Origin of the sequence: uncultured Brevundimonas sp., assembly GCF_963975535.1 — a bacterium.
Taxonomy (GTDB): Bacteria; Pseudomonadota; Alphaproteobacteria; order Caulobacterales; family Caulobacteraceae; genus Brevundimonas.
The window spans coordinates 1-15,655 of the sequence record NZ_CAXBHE010000008.1; the positions used below are offsets into that span (position 1 = coordinate 1).

Annotated in this window: 14 protein-coding genes; 7 read left to right on the plus strand and 7 right to left on the minus strand. The window is 67.5% G+C overall.

Features of this window, described 5'->3' with window-relative positions:
* From AACZ75_RS11695 to AACZ75_RS11705, 3 genes are all read right to left on the minus strand, one after another.
* Nucleotides 1-236, minus strand: a 236-nt coding sequence (locus tag AACZ75_RS11695; RefSeq protein WP_339873033.1) for a biotin/lipoyl-containing protein, incomplete at its 3' end; no start/stop codon positions are given.
* A 1-nt stretch (nucleotide 237) separates the two neighbouring features.
* Nucleotides 238-1,371, minus strand: coding sequence for an alpha-ketoacid dehydrogenase subunit beta (locus AACZ75_RS11700; RefSeq protein WP_339873034.1), 1,134 nt, complete (start codon nucleotides 1,369-1,371; stop codon nucleotides 238-240).
* A 154-nt stretch (nucleotides 1,372-1,525) separates the two neighbouring features.
* Entirely contained in the window at nucleotides 1,526-2,758 is a 1,233-nt protein-coding gene (locus AACZ75_RS11705; RefSeq protein WP_339873035.1) for a 3-methyl-2-oxobutanoate dehydrogenase (2-methylpropanoyl-transferring) subunit alpha, read from the minus strand.
* Between the two features lie 146 nt (nucleotides 2,759-2,904).
* On the opposite strand from AACZ75_RS11705, the gene AACZ75_RS11710 reads away from it, so the two are divergent.
* Genes AACZ75_RS11710 through AACZ75_RS11720 form a run of 3 tightly spaced genes read left to right on the plus strand, consistent with a single transcriptional unit; the run spans nucleotide 2,905 to nucleotide 5,701 of the window.
* A complete protein-coding gene (locus AACZ75_RS11710; protein ID WP_339873036.1) occupies nucleotides 2,905-3,393 on the plus strand; it encodes an Lrp/AsnC family transcriptional regulator in 489 nt (162 codons plus the stop codon).
* 49 nt (nucleotides 3,394-3,442) lie between these two features.
* Nucleotides 3,443-4,750, plus strand: a complete 1,308-nt coding sequence (locus tag AACZ75_RS11715; protein ID WP_339873037.1) for a hypothetical protein — start codon at nucleotides 3,443-3,445, stop codon at nucleotides 4,748-4,750.
* A gap of 15 nt (nucleotides 4,751-4,765) precedes the next feature.
* Nucleotides 4,766-5,701, plus strand: coding sequence for a pirin family protein (locus AACZ75_RS11720; protein ID WP_339873038.1), 936 nt, complete (start codon nucleotides 4,766-4,768; stop codon nucleotides 5,699-5,701).
* Nucleotides 5,702-5,711: 10 nt separating this feature from the next.
* Here AACZ75_RS11720 and AACZ75_RS11725 read toward each other — a convergent pair whose 3' ends face one another.
* Entirely contained in the window at nucleotides 5,712-6,911 is a 1,200-nt protein-coding gene (locus AACZ75_RS11725) for a hypothetical protein (protein ID WP_339873039.1), read from the minus strand.
* A 53-nt stretch (nucleotides 6,912-6,964) separates the two neighbouring features.
* Nucleotides 6,965-7,948 carry an alpha/beta hydrolase gene (locus AACZ75_RS11730; RefSeq protein WP_339873040.1) on the minus strand — a complete coding sequence of 328 codons (984 nt, stop codon included), beginning with the start codon at nucleotides 7,946-7,948 and terminating at the stop codon, nucleotides 6,965-6,967.
* A 51-nt stretch (nucleotides 7,949-7,999) separates the two neighbouring features.
* Between AACZ75_RS11730 and AACZ75_RS11735 the strand changes: the two genes are divergently transcribed.
* The 3 genes from AACZ75_RS11735 (at nucleotide 8,000) to AACZ75_RS11745 (ending at nucleotide 11,291) form a co-directional block, all read left to right on the plus strand.
* Entirely contained in the window at nucleotides 8,000-8,836 is an 837-nt protein-coding gene (locus tag AACZ75_RS11735) for an aldo/keto reductase (protein ID WP_339873041.1), read from the plus strand.
* Between the two features lie 240 nt (nucleotides 8,837-9,076).
* Complete coding sequence (locus AACZ75_RS11740) at nucleotides 9,077-9,991, plus strand: dienelactone hydrolase (protein WP_339873042.1); 915 nt, start codon at nucleotides 9,077-9,079, stop codon at nucleotides 9,989-9,991.
* Between the two features lie 361 nt (nucleotides 9,992-10,352).
* The gene (locus AACZ75_RS11745) at nucleotides 10,353-11,291 is read left to right on the plus strand and encodes a universal stress protein (protein WP_339873043.1); all 939 of its coding nucleotides are present in this window, start codon (nucleotides 10,353-10,355) and stop codon (nucleotides 11,289-11,291) included.
* A gap of 69 nt (nucleotides 11,292-11,360) precedes the next feature.
* Here the strand turns inward: AACZ75_RS11745 and AACZ75_RS11750 are convergent, their stop codons facing one another.
* Nucleotides 11,361-13,535 carry a 3-hydroxyacyl-CoA dehydrogenase NAD-binding domain-containing protein gene (locus AACZ75_RS11750; protein WP_339873044.1) on the minus strand — a complete coding sequence of 725 codons (2,175 nt, stop codon included), beginning with the start codon at nucleotides 13,533-13,535 and terminating at the stop codon, nucleotides 11,361-11,363.
* Between the two features lie 140 nt (nucleotides 13,536-13,675).
* Nucleotides 13,676-14,881, minus strand: a complete 1,206-nt coding sequence (locus tag AACZ75_RS11755; RefSeq protein WP_339873045.1) for an acetyl-CoA C-acetyltransferase — start codon at nucleotides 14,879-14,881, stop codon at nucleotides 13,676-13,678.
* 238 nt (nucleotides 14,882-15,119) lie between these two features.
* Between AACZ75_RS11755 and AACZ75_RS11760 the strand changes: the two genes are divergently transcribed.
* Nucleotides 15,120-15,638 (plus strand): hemerythrin domain-containing protein, encoded by a 519-nt coding sequence (locus AACZ75_RS11760; protein ID WP_339873046.1) that lies wholly within the window; start codon nucleotides 15,120-15,122, stop codon nucleotides 15,636-15,638.
* Nucleotides 15,639-15,655: the final 17 nt, after the last annotated feature.

Below are 15,655 nucleotides of genomic sequence, written 5' to 3' on the forward strand. Positions count from 1 at the left end.
ACCGCGAACTCGACCAGGGGCGAACCGACGGCCAGCTGGTGGCCGACCTCGCCATGGGCGGCGGTGACGGTGCCGGCGACCGGGCTGGTCAGCTCGACCGTGGCCTTGTCGGTCATGATGTCGGCGAGGATCTGGTCCTCGGCGACCGTGTCGCCGACCTTGACGTGCCAGGCGACCAGTTCGGCCTCGGCGGTGCCCTCACCCACGTCGGGCAGTTTGAAGACGAAACGACCCATCTCAGCGCGCCCCCGTGTTTTGGCCAGACATGACGGATTTCAAGGCATCGGACACCCGTTGCGGGCCGGGGAAATATTCCCATTCGAAGGCGTGCGGATAGGGGGTGTCCCAGCCGGTGACCCGGGTGATCGGGGCCTCCAGATGATAGAAGCAGCGCTCCTGGACCAGGGCCGACAGCTCACCGCCGTAGCCCGAGGTCTTGGGGGCCTCGTGGACGATGACGCAGCGGCCGGTCTTCTTGACACTGGCCTCGATGGTCTCGATGTCCAGCGGCACCAGGGTGCGCAGGTCGATGACCTCGGCGTCGACCCCGGCGTGCTCGGCCCCGGCCAGGGAGACCCAGACCATGGTGCCGTAGCAGAGGATGGTGACGTCACTGCCCTCGCGCATGATGCGGGCCTTGCCGATCGGCTCGATGTATTTGCCGGTCGGGACCTGGGCCAGGTCCTGGGTCTTCCACGGGCTGACCGGCTTCTCGTGCCAGCCGTCGAAGGGGCCGTTGTACAGGCGTTTCGGCTCGAGGAAGATGACCGGGTCGTCGTCCTCGATGGCCGCGGTCAGCAGGCCCTTGGCGTCATAGGGGTTGGACGGAATGACCACCTTGAGCCCGGCGATATGGGTGAACAGGCTCTCGGGGCTCTGGCTGTGGGTCTGGCCGCCGAAAATGCCGCCGCCATAGGGCGAACGCACCACGATCGGGGCGGTGAACTGGCCGCCCGAGCGGTAGCGCAGCTTGGCCGCCTCGGAGACGATCTGGTCATAGGCCGGGTAGATGTAGTCGGCGAACTGGATCTCGACCACCGGGCGCAGCCCGTAGCTGCCCATGCCGATGGCGGCGGCGACGATGCCGCATTCGCTGATCGGGGCGTCGAAACTGCGGGTCAGGCCGTGCTTCTGCTGCAGCTGGTCGGTGACGCGGAAGACGCCGCCGAAATAGCCGGCGTCCTCGCCGAACGACAGGACGTTGGGGTCCTCGGCCATCTTGACGTGCAGGGCCGAGTTCAGCGCCTGGATCATGTTCATCGGCTGGACGCCCGAGGTCGGAGCCTCGGACTTCGGCGCGCGGTTCTGGTCGACCATGTCGGGCTCGACGGCGTCGGTGCGGTCGGATTCGGTGAAGGTTTGCTCGCTCATCAAAATTCACCGCTCATCCCGGCGAAGGCCGGGACCCAGTTCTGTGGGCGATCGGTCTGACCGAGACCGCACACACGCACATCCGATACACTGTGCCCCGCGAAAGCACTGGGTCCCGGCTTTCGCCGGGATGAGCGGAAAAGGGAAATCACGCTCATACCCCCACCTCGCGGCGTTGTTCGACCAGACGCCAGTCCTCGGTCGCATAGACCCCCTCGAACATCGTCTTCACCGACGGGCGCGACTGGCCCAGGGTGCCGATGGCCTCGGACTCCTTGCCGGCGGCGCGAACCTGTTCGACGGCCTCCTTCTCGGCCTCTTCCTGCTGCGCGTCGGACCATTCGCCGAGGGCGATCAGGTGTTGCTTCAGGCGCATGACCGGGTCGCCGAGCGGCCATTTGTCGTGCTCGTCGGCCGGGCGGTAGCGGCTGGGATCGTCCGAGGTCGAGTGCGGCGCACCGCGGTAGGTGAACAGCTCGATCACGGTCGCGCCCTGGTTGGTGCGGGCCCGTTCCTCGGCCCACAGGGTCGCAGCCCAGACGGCGAGGAAGTCGTTGCCGTCGACGCGCAGCGCCGGCAGGCCATAGCCGATGGCCTTTGAGGCGAAGGTCGTCTCCAGCCCGCCGGCGATGCCCATGAAGGAGCTGATGGCCCACTGGTTGTTGACGATGTTGAGAATGACCGGGGCGCGATAGACCGAGGCGAAGGTCAGGGCGTTGTGGAAGTCGCCCTCGGCCGTGGCCCCGTCGCCGATCCAGCTGATGGCGATCTTGTCATCACCCTTGTAGGCGCTGGCCATGGCCCAGCCCACGGCCTGGGGCACCTGGGTGCCCAGATTGCCGCTGATGGTGAAAAAGCCGTAGTCCCTGGCCGAATACATGATCGGCAGCTGGCGACCCTTGATCGGGTCCTCGGCGTTCGAATAGATCTGGTTCATCATCGTCGCCAGCGGATAGCCGCGCGCGATCAGCAGGCCCTGCTGGCGATAGGTGGGAAAGCCCATGTCCTCGCGCGACAGGATCATGCCCTGGGCGACGGCGATGGCCTCCTCGCCGGTGCATTTCATATAGAAGCTGGTCTTGCCCTGGCGATGGGCGCGATGCATCCGGTCGTCGAAGGCCCGGGTCAGGATCATCGCCTTGAGGCCCTTGCGCAGGGTCTCGGGGTCCAGCTTCGGGTTCCACGGCCCCACGGCCTGGCCGTCGTCGTCCAGCACCCGGATCAGGCGGAAGGCGTGATCGCGCATCTCATAGGGCGTGGTCGACACGTCAGGCCGGTCGACGGCCCCCGCCGGATCCAGCTTCAGATGCGAAAAATCGGTCGGGTCCCCCGGCCGGCCCGAAGGCTCCGGCACCCGAAGCGACAATGGTTGGCTGTTCCTGGTCATGCGTCCTGCCGTCTGTTGATCCGACCGCTTTTTCCTCGAAGGCGCCCATTAGCATGGGACGCCGCCGTTGGCTCGCTCAAATTCGACCTTGCACACGGCCGTTTTCGGGTATTTTATTGCGCCAGAACATCAATAGGAGAAACGCATTGGCGGACGAACTGGATCCCGTTGACGCCCGGATTCTCGACATCCTGCAACAGGACGCCGGACTCTCGGTCGCCGACGTCGCCGAACGGGTCGGGCTCTCGGCCTCGCCGTGCTGGCGCCGGATCAAGAGACTGGAGGACAGCGGCCTGATCCGCAAGCGGGTCACCCTCCTCAACGCCGCCATGCTGGGTCTCGATTTCGAGGTCTATGCCATCGTCAAGCTGAGCCTGCCGACACGTGAGAACCTGGACGTGTTCGAGGCCGCCGTGGCCAACTGGCCCGAGGTGGTCCAGTGCGCGACCATCACCGGACGGGAGGACTATGTGCTGCGGATCATCACCTCGGACATGCACGCGTTCGACAGCTTCCTGCGCAACAAGCTGCTGACCCTGGGCATCGTCTCGGACTGCGAAAGCCATATCGTCACCCGCGGCGTGAAGAATGTGACCGCCCTGCCGCTGGGCATCGTCACGCCGCATGTGACCTGAGGGTCGACCCGCGGCGGCGATCGTCGCGGGCACAGCAGGAGACCGCGTCATGATCCCGTCCCGCCTTCGCATCGGCCTCGTGGCCCTGGTCATCGCCGGCGGTCCCGCGCCGGTCGTGGCGCAGGCGGGGGATGCGGGACCGGTCGCGGAATTCCGCACCCTGCGATCGCAGGCGGTGGCCGCGGCCAATTCCGGTGACCTTGCCCTGGCCGCCGGCCGTCTGGCCGAGGCGGATACCCTGATTTCCAACCACCCCGGCCTGATGCTGCTGCGGGCCCGGGTCGCAGCGGCCGATGACCAGCCGGCCGTCGCCGTGGCCCAGCTGGCCCGCTATGCCGCCGCCGGCCTGACCCTCGACCTCGACAATGACGCGGCCCTGTCGGCCCTGGCCGGTACGCCCGGCTATACGGCGGTCGCGGACCGGATCGCGCTCAATCGCGCGGCGGTCGGGGCCGATCGCCTGACCCCGCTGGCGACCGTGCCGGGGCGCGGGCTGGTCGAGAGCCTGGTGCGCGACGAGACCCGCAATCGCTGGCTGGTCTCGCAGGTCGCCGGGCGCACGATCGTCGCGCTCGACGACCGGGGCACGGTCACACCGTTCCTGGTGCCGGACCCGCGCGTCAGCGGCGTCCTCGGCCTGGCCCTCGACGCTGCGGGCGATACGCTGTGGGCCACCACCGCCGCCCTGCCACCGGCCGGCCACGGTCAGCCCGGACCGCCGCCCGCGACCGCCCTGCTGCGGATCGACCTGGCCAGCGGGCGGATCACGGCCACCTACCCCGTCCCGGCCGACGGTCAGGAGCGGACCCTGGGCGACCTGGTGCGCGGGCCCGACGGCAGCCTGTATGTGGCCGACGCGACGGCGGGTACGATCTTCCGCCTGTTGCCGGGCGCGACGACGCTGGAACCGCTGGTCGGCGCGGGGACGTTCGGCTCGCCCCAGGGCCTGGTGGTCGCCCCGGACGGGACGGCCCTGATCGTGGCCGACTATTCGTCCGGTGTGTGGCGTGTCGACCTTGCCAGCGGCCGCGCCCGCCCCCTCGCCGCCCCCGCCGAGGCCAGCCTGATCGGGATCGACGGCCTGACGACGGACGGGCGGGTGCTGTATGCGATTCAGAACGGTACCGCGCCGCAGCGGATCCTGGAACTGACCCCCGACGCCGGGTGGACGGCCCTGACGGCGGTCACGACCCTGGCCGCCAACCTGCCGGCCCTGGATGAGCCCACCACGGGTCTGGTCCACCAGGGCAGACTCGTGTTCGTATCCCGGTCCCAGTGGAGTGATTTCACCGACGACGGCAGCCTGCGTGCAGGCCCGCCCGAACCGGCCGTGATCGTTCAGCTGCAACGCGACTGAGATGATGCCCTGCCCATGATCGAAATGGTAATTGACGCCCGCCGCAAGGACCTCGGTGGATTCGAGGTCGGACGCATCCTGCCCTTCCATGCCCGGCGCATGGTCGGACCCTTCATCTTCCTCGACCAGATGGGGCCGGCCGCGTTCGCGCCCGGGGCCGAGGCCGTCAATGTGCGGCCGCACCCGCACATCGGTCTGTCGACCCTGACCTATCTGTTCGAGGGCGAGATCATGCACCGGGACAATACCGGCGTGACCCAGGCCATCCGTCCCGGCGAGGTCAACTGGATGACCGCGGGCAAGGGTATCGTCCATTCCGAACGCACCGATCCGCTCAAACGGTCGAGCGGCGGTCCGATGCACGGCATGCAGGCGTGGATCGCCCTGCCCGACGAGGCCGAGGACTGCGATCCGGCCTTCTATCATCACGGCGAGGCCGACCAGCCGACCTATGAGAATGACGGCCTGTTCGCGCGGCTGGTGGCCGGTGAGGCCTATGGCACACGGGCGACGGTCAAGACCTCCTCGCCGCTGTTCTATGTCCACTGGGAACTGCAGACGGGGGTTCGCACCGCGCCGCCGCCCGGACGCGGCACCGGGGGCATGAGCGAGCGCGCCCTCTATGTCGCCAGGGGCATGATCGAGGTCGGTGACCAGACCTTCCATCGCGGCCAGATGATCGTGCTGGAGCCGCAGGCCGAACCGACCATCAAGGCCCTGGTGCCCTCGACCGTCATGGTGATGGGCGGCGAGCCGGTCGGTGAGCGGCTGATCTGGTGGAATTTCGTCGCCTCGTCCCAGGCCCGCATCGATGCGGCCAGGGCCGACTGGCAGGCGGGCCGGATGAAACTGCCCCGGGACGACGACGCGGAGTATATCCCGCTGCCGGCGGACGCCGCGGTTACCCCCCGGTCGGAACCGGTCCAACCCCCGCCGACCCACCCGGTCTGATCGCGCGGCCCTAATCCGGTGCCGGGCTCACCGGCCCGTCGCCAGGCTCCAGACAGGAGATGTGGCTGACGCCGCTGGAACGCAGGGCTTCGTCATTGCTGCGTCCCGGCAAACCCAGGACCATGACGTTACGGCTGTATTTGCGTGCCGCCCGGATCAGACTGCCCAGACCCGACACGCCGGTTCCGGATCTCGGTACATTGATCGTCAGACCGCTGAACGCATGCTCCCGCATGGCCTGGCCCAGCAGGGCGGGGTTGCTGAGCCGCAACATCAGGCTGCGGAAAAACGGACGCACCATCGCGACGGTCTCGCTCAGCCGGCCCGAGGGCACGCCGGCATCCAGCCCCTCGACCTCGAGGATGACCACCTGACGCATCAGGTCGGCGACCGGGGTGCAGCGATCGAGAACGGCGATCCGGGGCCGGGCCGCCGACAGGGTGGAGAAGGACAGCGGCACCACCAGGGCGAAGATTCCACCCTCGCGTCGGTACTCCTCGAGCAGGGGCAGCAGAAAATCCAGGGTGGCGCGGTCGATCATTTCCAGTTCGGCCTGGTTGTCGACCGGGTCCGTCTGTCGCAGGTCGCGGGCAATCCTGAAGGCGCTGATGGTGCCCTGATCCAGCCGCCAGACCGGAACCACCTCCAGCTCGATATCGATCAGCCTCCCGGTTCGGCTCGCCACCTGGGCCGTATGACGCCGCCCGGCCAGCGGCGGTTTCCAGGCGCTGGGGTCGAGGGGGCGGGCGACCCGGCCGCCCGCGGCGGCGGCGGCGGTCTGCACGGGGCGCGGAGCGAACGGATCGATCCGCTCGCAGACCAGGTTCTGGCCGGACAGGGACGCGACCCGGGTCAGGACCACGTCCTCGTCAGCGCTGCGTCCGAGGAAGAAGGTCAGCAGGTCGCGCAGGACCTCGGAACACAGCACCTGCGCCTGATAGGCGTCGACCGATACGATCGCCGTCAGGAAGGTCGTCTCGTCGATGCGCAGGAAGACGTCCGGCGGGGGCAGACGGCGCGCCAGGGCCCGCTCGGCCGCATCCCATACCTGATCCCGCTTTCCGGCCCAGCGCGGACCGAGCGAGTTGCGGATGGGCTCCACCGAGAGAGCAAAGACCCGCCCCTGCTCAGGTAGCCCGGCCTCGACGACCCGGTCGAGCTGGTCCTGTCGCTTGTGGCCAAGGGCAGTCAGGGACACGAGGGTCGACACGCGGGGCATTCCCCAAAATTTGCACCCGTCCGAGTCTAGGCTTCAAGCCTTGCTCAAGACTTACTGCCACGCTGGGCGGATACAGCGTCGAGGAATGACAGCAGGGCCGCATTGACCGCGTCCGGTCGCTCCTGCTGGATCCAGTGGCCCGCGCCCGGGATGACGGTGCGGTCGCGCAGGTCGGTCAGCCAGTCGGCCATGCCCGCCTCATGCGCCCCGGAATAGTGGCGCACCGGGTCCCGCTCACCGACGATGAACAGGGCCGGCGGATGGATCATCCGGCCCTGCAGGAAGGCGGTCAGCGACCAGTTCAAATCCATGGCCCGGTACCAGTTGACCGGCCCCTCGAAACCGCCGGCGGTGAAGGCCGCGACATAGTCGGCGAAATGCTCCGGGCTCATCCACGGCGGCAGGGTGGCGCGGTCGGGCACCTGCTCCAGCATCGACACCCCCGGCGGCAGGAAGCCGGTCGACTGGTCGGCGTCCGACGTGGCCCCGTCATAGGACCAGAACATCTTGCGCAGGGCCGTGGCCGGGTCGGCGTCGAATGCCAGATGGGCATCGGGGGCCTGCAGCCGGTTGATGTAGAGGTCGCCCAGACCGGCGCGTTTGGACAGCACCGCCATGGCCGGGGTCGGGGGGCCACCGGGGCGGCGCGGCTGGAACGGCACCGACAGACCGGCCACCGCCCTGAACAGGTCGGGGCGCAACAGGGCACAGTGCCAGGCGATCGGCGCACCCCAGTCATGACCGACGACGACACACTCCGTCGCGCCCAGGGCCCGCACCAGATCGACCATGTCCCCGACCAGATGCAGGGCCGTATAGTTGTCGGCCCCCGCCGGTTTGTCGGTGCCGCCGTAGCCGCGCATGTCGGGGGCCACCGCGTGATAGCCGGCCGCCGCCAGGGCCTCGACCTGGGCCCGCCAGCTGATCCCCAGTTCCGGGAAGCCGTGGATCAGCAGCACCAGCGGGCCGGTCCCGGCCTCGAGGATCTGCTGGGTCAGGCCGTCGGTTTTCAACGGTCGCGTCTGCATGGAGTCTCCGGGGGAGTAGCGCCGGGCGCGGCATTGTGATTTGTGCCGATCATGACCCGCCTGACATCCCTGCCCGACGGTACGGCCGTTCCCATCCTTGGCCAAGGCACATGGGAGATCGGCGACCATCCCGAAACCCGCGAGGCCGAGATGCGCGCCCTGTCGCGCGGCATCGACCTGGGCCTGACCCTGGTCGACACGGCCGAGATCTACGGCAACGGACAATCCGAGAAACTGGTCGGCGAGGTCATCGCCGGACGCCGTGACGAGGTGTTTCTGGTCTCCAAGGTCAAGCCGGACAACGCCAGCGAAATGAAGATGATGCTGGCCTGCGAGAAGTCGCTGGAACGGCTGGGGACCGACCGGCTGGACCTGTATCTGCTGCACTGGGAGGGTCGCCATCCGCTGGAGGAGACCATCGCCGCCTTCGAGGAACTGGTCGACGAGGGCCTGATCCTGCGCTGGGGCGTCAGCAACATCGACCTGAAGACCCTGCGCAAGATGATGCGGATGGAGGGCGGCGACCAGTGCGCGGCCAACCAGGTGCTGTATCACCCCGGCTCGCGCGGCATCGAGTTCGACCTGCTGCCCTGGTCGCGGGCCCGCGACATGCCGGTGATGGCCTATTCCCCGCTGGGGCGCGGCAGGCTGCTGGACGCGCCGGTGCTGAAACAGATTGCCGACCGCCACGACGCCACCCCGGCCCAGATCGCCCTGGCCCTGGTGCTGCGTCAGGAGGGGGTCATCGCCATCCCCAAGGCCTCAACGATCGAGCACGTCGAGCTGAATGCCGCGGCGCTGGAGATCCGGCTGGACGACGAGGACATCGCCGCCCTGGACCGCGCCTTCCCGCCACCGACCTCGGAACAGCCGCTGGATGTGATCTAGGGCGAACAGCGGGACCGTGCGGCCCCGGTATTGAGGGCGCGGGCCGGCAAGCGGACGCGCGGGATGTTCGCGGAGGAGGAGAAGCGGTTACCTGGCCAAGCGTCAGGTTTTCTGCCGCCTTTATCTCCATGAAGACCGCCGCATGACAAAAGCTTAAGTTGTGCTGGCTGTTATGACGCCCCTATGCTGGCGTTAATGCGGAGCGTTCCTTATCGGACATTCCTCGCCTCGAGGTTCCCAATGAGATTGATCGCCGCCACAGCCGCCCTGCTGGCTTTGACGTTTGCGGCCCCTGCGCTGGCGCAGAGCGTCATGCAACGGATCCAGTTCGCCGACCCCGCCGGGAAAACCATAAGCGCCGCCGTGTGGACCCCGGAAACGCCGTCCACGGAGCCGCGCGCGCTCGTCGTCATGTCACACGGGAATGGTGGGGCATTTGGCGGGCACCAGGACACAGCCGAAGCCCTCGCCGAAGCCGGGTTTGTCGTCGCGGCCCTGACCCATCCCGGCGACAACTATCTCGACATGAGCCGTTCGTTGCAGCTGACCGATCGCCCGCCTCACGTCAGCGCGCTGATCACCTACATGACGGACCAATGGCGCGGTGCCGCAGGTGTCGACAAGACCCGGATCGGCGCTTTTGGATTTTCGGCGGGCGGGTTCACCGTCCTTACCCTGGCCGGCGGTGAGTCCGATGCCGGAGCGATTCTCGACCACTGCGCGGCGCATGCGGCGTTTTTCGTCTGCACCCTGTTCACACCGCAGACGTTGGACGTTTCTGACTGGCGGCCCCGTGGGGTCGACAACCGGATCAAGGCGATTGTGGCCGCCGCCCCGGGGTTTGGTTTCTCGTTCTCGGACGTGAGCCTGCAAGGCGTGCGTGTGCCCGTCCAGCTTTGGCAGGCCGGTGAGGACCAGATCCTGCCTGCGCCTTTCCACGTGGAGACGCTCCGCGACCGACTGCCGGGTGAGGTCGAGTATCATCTCGTCCCCGGAGCCCTTCACCATGACTTCCTCGCGCCGTGTGCGCCGGACATGAGTGCGGCCATGCCGGAACTCTGTCGCTCGAATCCCGGATTCGACCGGGCTGCATTCAAGGCCGAGTTCAATCAGGGCGTGGTGCGGTTCTTTTCACGGGAACTGCCGGTGCCCTGAGGGCCGAACGGTCCTCCGGCCTGATGGTCGATCATGGGGATCGGGCCGCCGGTCCAGGGCGCGAAGCCCCGGGCCAGGATGGCCCCGACATCGGCCTCGCGCGGGTCGGCGATGACGCCCTCGTCCCGGCACCGCGCGACCTCGACCGCCTGACGACACAGCAGGCGCGATTATCGGACTCCGACTCCAAAGCGGGCGTTCGCGCCCTGTCATGGGCCGGTTCCCTGCTGCTGGAACATGACCCGGGGGAGGCGCCGACTCCACAATCGCCCGACCGCGTGTCACGTTTCGAACGCCGGCAAGCCAGGGCGCGCCGAAATGGCCCATGACGTTCGGCGCGAACGAGATGCGGAGCAGCCAGATGAACGCGCCAGCGTGGACCCAGGGACCGCCCGAGACCATCCTTCTGGCCACGGACCTGAGCAGCCGGTGCGACCGGGCCCTGGACCGGGCCGCCGATCTGGCCAAGCGGTGGCGCGCACGGCTGGTGGTCCTCACTGTTCTTGAGCCCGATGCGGAGGGGCCAGGCTCCGGTGGCGGCCGGGACCTGCCCAGCTGGCGGCAGCCACCCGATCGGGAGGCGGTCGCCGCCGCCCAGTTGCGCCGTGATCTGGGGAAGAGCCTGAAGGCCGCAGAGGTCCGCGTTGTCGAAGGGGCACCGGCCGCCGCCATAGACGCTGTCGCCCGCGAGGTCGGAGCAGGCCTGATCGTCACCGGCATTGCGCGGGACGAAACCCTCGGCCGCTATCTTCTCGGTTCCACGGTGGAACGGCTGGCGCACCAGACTCCGGTCCCCCTCCTGGTCGTCAAGAACCGCCTCCGGCCCTATGACGAAATCCTCGTTGCGACCGACTTTTCGGCGTCCTCACAACATGCCCTCACGGCGGCCGCCCGCTTTTTCCCGCGCACGCCGCTGACCCTGCTTCACGCCTGGGAAGTCCCGTTCGCGGGCTTCCTCGACAAGCCCGACTTTCGACGTCAGTGGTCCGCGATGGAAAAACGGGGCTACGAGGCCTTCGTGTCCCAATCCCGCCTCTCTGAAGACCAGCGTCGTGATCTGCAGGTCCTGATGGAGCATGGATCGGTCGACACGATCGTCCCCGACTACATGCGGGCCAGGAACGTGGATCTCGTCGTGGTCGGCACGCATGGCCGGAGCGGCGTTTTCGACGTGCGTCTCGGCGGGACGGCCCGGCGCATTCTGAACATCGCGCCAGGCGACGTCCTGTTGATCCGGGAACCGCAATCGGTTCGGCCGTCCGGAAGCGAGCCGCGGGACGCCTCGGCGGCGATCGACTGAGGCCCCTCTACGGACGCGTCGGCCCCGCCTCGCCTCCCCGCCGCGCTGCGACGGGGAGGACGGATCGGATCAGGCGGCTTTTTTGGCCCCGGCGAACTTGCCGTAGAAGGTCTCGCCCTTGGCGGCCATGTCGCGCAGCAGCTGGGGGACCTTGAAGCGGTCGCCGTAGCGGGCGGCATAGTCGTCGGCCTGGGCGACGAATTCCTTCAGCCCGGTCTGGTCGATCATGGTGATCGGGCCGCCGGTCCAGGGCGCGAAGCCCCAGGCCAGGATGGCCCCGACATCGGCCTCGCGCGGGTCGTCGATGACGCCCTCTTCCCAGCAACGCGCGACCTCGACGGCCTGACGATACAGCAGGCGCTGCTTCTGGTCGGCGACCAGTTCCGGCGTCGAGTCATCGATGGTGACCGGGGCCAGCTCGGCCAGACCGGGCCAGATGACCTTGGGTTTTTGATCGTAGTCGTAGAAGCCCTTGCCGTTCTTGCGGCCGTAGCGGCCCAGCTCCTCGACCATCTTCTGGACGATGTGCGAGCCCGGCAACGGCTGGTATTTTTCGCCCAGATCCTCGGCCGTCTGTTTGGCGATCTTGACCGACAGGTCCAGCGCCACGTCGTCGTGCATTTCCAGCGGGCCGCGCGGCATGCCGGTCATGCGACCGATGTTGTCGATCAGGGCCGGGGCATAGCCCTCTTCCAGCATGGCCATACCCTCGGCGACATAGGTGCCGAAGCAGCGCGAGGTGTAGAAGCCGCGGCCGTCGTTGACGACGATCGGGGTCTTGCGGATCTTCATGACGTAATCGAGCGACTTGGCGATCGCCGCCTCGCCGGTCTTTTCGCCGAGAATGATCTCGACCAGCATCATCTTGTCGACGGGCGAGAAGAAGTGGATGCCGATGAAGTCCTCGGGACGGACAGACGCTTCTGCAAGGCCGGTGATCGGCAGGGTCGAGGTGTTGGAGCCGAACACCGCCCCCGGGGCCAGCTGGGCCTCAGCGCGTTTGGTCACATCGGCCTTGATCTCGCGGTTCTCGAACACCGCCTCGATGACCAGATCGGAGCCCTTGATCAGGTCATAGTCGGTGGTGGCGGTAACCGATCCCAGCAGGGCGTCGAACTTGTCCTGGGTGATCTGGCCGCGCGACAGCCGCTTCTTCAGCAGACCCTCGACATGGGCCTTGCCCTTGTCGGCGTCTTCCTGGCTGCGGTCGATCAGGATGGTTTCGATCCCGGCCAGGGCCTGCACATAGGCGATGCCCGCGCCCATCATCCCGGCCCCGATGACGGTGACCTTCTTGGGATCGGACCTGGGCTGGCCGGCCGGGCGCACGGCCCCCTTGTCCAGTTCCTGTTTCGACAGGAACAGGCTGCGGATCATGGCCTGGGCCTGGGGCGTCATCAGGGTCTTGATGAAATAGCGGGTCTCGATGCGCAGGGCCGCGTCCATCGGCACCTGGATGCCCTCATAGACGGCCTTCATCAGGTTGGTGGCCGCCGGATAGTTGCCCCAGGTCTGCTTGCGGATCATCGCATTGCCGACGATGAAATTCTGCACCCCGACCGGATGGTAGGGACCACCGCCCGGCAGTTTGAAGCTCTTGTCGTCCCACGGCTGCACGGCCTTGCCGCCACCCTTGATCCAGGCGCGCGCGGCCTCGACCTCGGTGCCCTTGGCCACGACCTCATGGATGATGCCCGCGCCTCTGGCGTCGTTGGGACGGAAGGACTTGCCCTCGGTCATGGCCATCATCGCCGCCTGCACGCCGATCAGGCGCGGCAGACGCTGGGTGCCGCCGCCGCCGGGGAACAGGCCGACCTTGATCTCGGGCAGGCCGAGCTGGATCTTGTTGTCGTCACCGGCGACCCGGTAGTGGCAGGCCAGGGTCAGTTCCAGACCGCCACCGAGCGCCAGGCCGGTGATGGCCGCGGCGACCGGCTTGCCGCAGGTTTCCAGCGCGCGCAGGGCCCCGTTTAATTTCCAACCAGCCTCGTAGGCTTCCTGCAGCGAACCGCCAGCCAGCATGCCGCCGGCCATGTCGCCGAGATCGGCCCCGGCGCAGAAGCCGGTGGTCTTGCCCGAGGTCAGCACCGCGCCCTTGATGGCGTCGTCGGTCCTGACCCGTTCGACCCACTCGGGGATCTCGGCCATGACCTTGCTGGTCAGGGTGTTCATCGACCGTCCGGGAACGTCGAAGGTGATCAGGGCGATGCCGTCGGCGTCGACGTCGATCTTGAAATTTTCCATGGTCTCTCTTCCTTATTCCTCCCCCATCGGGGGAGGGGGACCGCGAAGCGGTGGAGGGGGCTCCACCGCAGACGCTGGCATTTGGGGCCAGCCCCCTCAGTCAGCTTCGCTGACAGCTCTCCCTGTGGGGGAGCAGTGACTCAGACCCGTTCGATGACGGTGGCGACACCCATGCCGCCGCCGATGCACAGGGTGATGAGGGCGGTCGACTTGCCCGAGCGTTCCAGCTCGTCCAGCACGGTGCCGGTGATCATGGCCCCGGTGGCCCCCAGCGGGTGACCCATGGCGATGGCGCCGCCGCAGACGTTCATCTTGTCGTGGTCGACGTCGAGCGCCTGCATGAAGCGCAGCACCACGGCGGCGAAGGCCTCGTTCAGCTCATAGAGGTCGATGTCGGTCGACTGCATGCCGAGCTTGGCGAGCAGCTTTTTGGCCACGAACTCGGGGCCGGTCAGCATGATCGACGGTTCCGAGCCGATCGAGGCGGCACCGAGGATGCGGGCGCGCGGCTTGAGGCCTGCGCCCTGGCCGGCTTCCTTCGTGCCGATCAGCACCCCGGCTGACCCGTCGACGATGCCCGAGCTGTTGCCCGGCGTGTGCACGTGGTTGACGCGGGCCACCTCGGGGTAGCGCTGGTTGATCACGGAATCGAAGGCCATCTCGCCCATCATGGCGAACGACGGCTTCAGCGCGCCGAGGGTCTGCATGTCGGTGCCGGGACGGATGGTCTCGTCGCGATCCAGCTGGACCAGGCCGAGCTGGTTCCTGACCGGGATGACCGAATTCTTGAACCGGCCCTCTTCCCAGCTGCGGGCCGAACGCTTGTGGCTCTCGACCGAATAGGCGTCGACGTCGTCGCGGCTGAAGCCCCATTTCGAGGCGATCATGTCGGCCGACACGCCCTGCGGCACGAAATAGGTCGGGAAGGCGCTGGTCGGATCGACCGGCCAGGCCCCGCCGTCGCTGCCCATGGGCACGCGACTCATGGCCTCGATGCCACCGCCGACGGCAAAGTCAGCCTCGCCGGACTTCACCTTGGCCGCGGCCATGTTCACGGCCTCGAGGCCCGAGGCGCAGAAGCGATTGACCTGGACGCCCGAGGTGGTCTCGGCCCAGCCGGCGGTCAGCACGGCGGTGCGGGCGATGTCGGCCCCCTGCTCACCCACCGGGGAGACACAGCCGAGAATCACGTCATCGACCTTCGACGTGTCCAGTTCGTTGCGGTCGCGCAGGGCTTCCAGCACCTGGGTGGCCAGCGACAGGGCGGTGATCTCGTGCAGCGAGCCGTCCTTCTTGCCCTTGCCGCGCGGGGTGCGCACCGCATCGTAGATATAGGCTTCGGCCATGGGGCGTCTCTCTTGTCTGGGGTCCCCGGCCCGGCTCTCGATGCCGGGCGACGAACGGGACGAACGGTTTGGAGCGTGCCCGTCAAGAACCCTACGTTTACGTCAACGTCAAGTATTTTGTCCCCGACGCCGGACGGAGCCGGGGTCTGGCGAGAACGACTCTCAGCTAGCGTGGCCGTAGGAACGGTCATGCGGGTCCGCGTCTTATCGGGTCAGTACCCCCAACACGGACGAGGCCATGACCCAGACATATGAAGAGATGGACGCGATTGCGATGCTGAAGGCCGACCACCGCAAGGTGGAAGACCTGTTCGAACAGTTCGAAAAGGCGTCCGGCAAGGCGAAGAAGCAGTCGCTGGCCGAGACCATCTGTCTCGAGCTGAAGGTGCATACGGCGATCGAGGAAGAGGTCTTCTACCCGGCCTGCCGCGGCCAGATCGCGGATGACCTGGTCGACGAGGCCATTGTCGAGCACGACGCGGCCAAGGTGCTGATCAACGAGATCGAGGCCGGCGGCCCCGACGAGCAGTTCTACGACGCCAAGGTCAAGGTGCTGTCGGAGATGATCGAACACCACGTCGAGGAGGAGGAGAAGCGGGTCGAGGGCATGTTCAGCCAGGCCCGGTCCGCCGGCCTCGACATGGACGCCCTCGCCGACGCGATGCGGGCCCGCAAGAAGACGGCAACCACAGAGTTTGAGTCAGGCAAGCGCGCCGAGACCACCACCTTCGAGGGCGATGCCGGCGTCGCCGCCTGATCGCCCCCGATCTGCCG

Bases quoted from the DNA above. Each gene is read 5' to 3' on its own strand.
- AACZ75_RS11760 (WP_339873046.1), top strand. From the start codon at position 15,120: ATGACCCAGACATATGAAGAGATGGACGCGATTGCGATGCTGAAGGCC.
- AACZ75_RS11720 (WP_339873038.1), top strand. From the start codon at position 4,766: ATGATCGAAATGGTAATTGACGCCCGCCGCAAGGACCTCGGTGGATTC.
- AACZ75_RS11700 (WP_339873034.1), bottom strand. From the start codon at position 1,371: ATGAGCGAGCAAACCTTCACCGAATCCGACCGCACCGACGCCGTCGAG.
- AACZ75_RS11755 (WP_339873045.1), bottom strand. From the start codon at position 14,881: ATGGCCGAAGCCTATATCTACGATGCGGTGCGCACCCCGCGCGGCAAG.
- AACZ75_RS11745 (WP_339873043.1), top strand. From the start codon at position 10,353: ATGAACGCGCCAGCGTGGACCCAGGGACCGCCCGAGACCATCCTTCTG.
- AACZ75_RS11735 (WP_339873041.1), top strand. From the start codon at position 8,000: ATGACCCGCCTGACATCCCTGCCCGACGGTACGGCCGTTCCCATCCTT.
- AACZ75_RS11705 (WP_339873035.1), bottom strand. From the start codon at position 2,758: ATGACCAGGAACAGCCAACCATTGTCGCTTCGGGTGCCGGAGCCTTCG.
- AACZ75_RS11750 (WP_339873044.1), bottom strand. From the start codon at position 13,535: ATGGAAAATTTCAAGATCGACGTCGACGCCGACGGCATCGCCCTGATC.
- AACZ75_RS11715 (WP_339873037.1), top strand. From the start codon at position 3,443: ATGATCCCGTCCCGCCTTCGCATCGGCCTCGTGGCCCTGGTCATCGCC.
- AACZ75_RS11740 (WP_339873042.1), top strand. From the start codon at position 9,077: ATGAGATTGATCGCCGCCACAGCCGCCCTGCTGGCTTTGACGTTTGCG.
- AACZ75_RS11730 (WP_339873040.1), bottom strand. From the start codon at position 7,948: ATGCAGACGCGACCGTTGAAAACCGACGGCCTGACCCAGCAGATCCTC.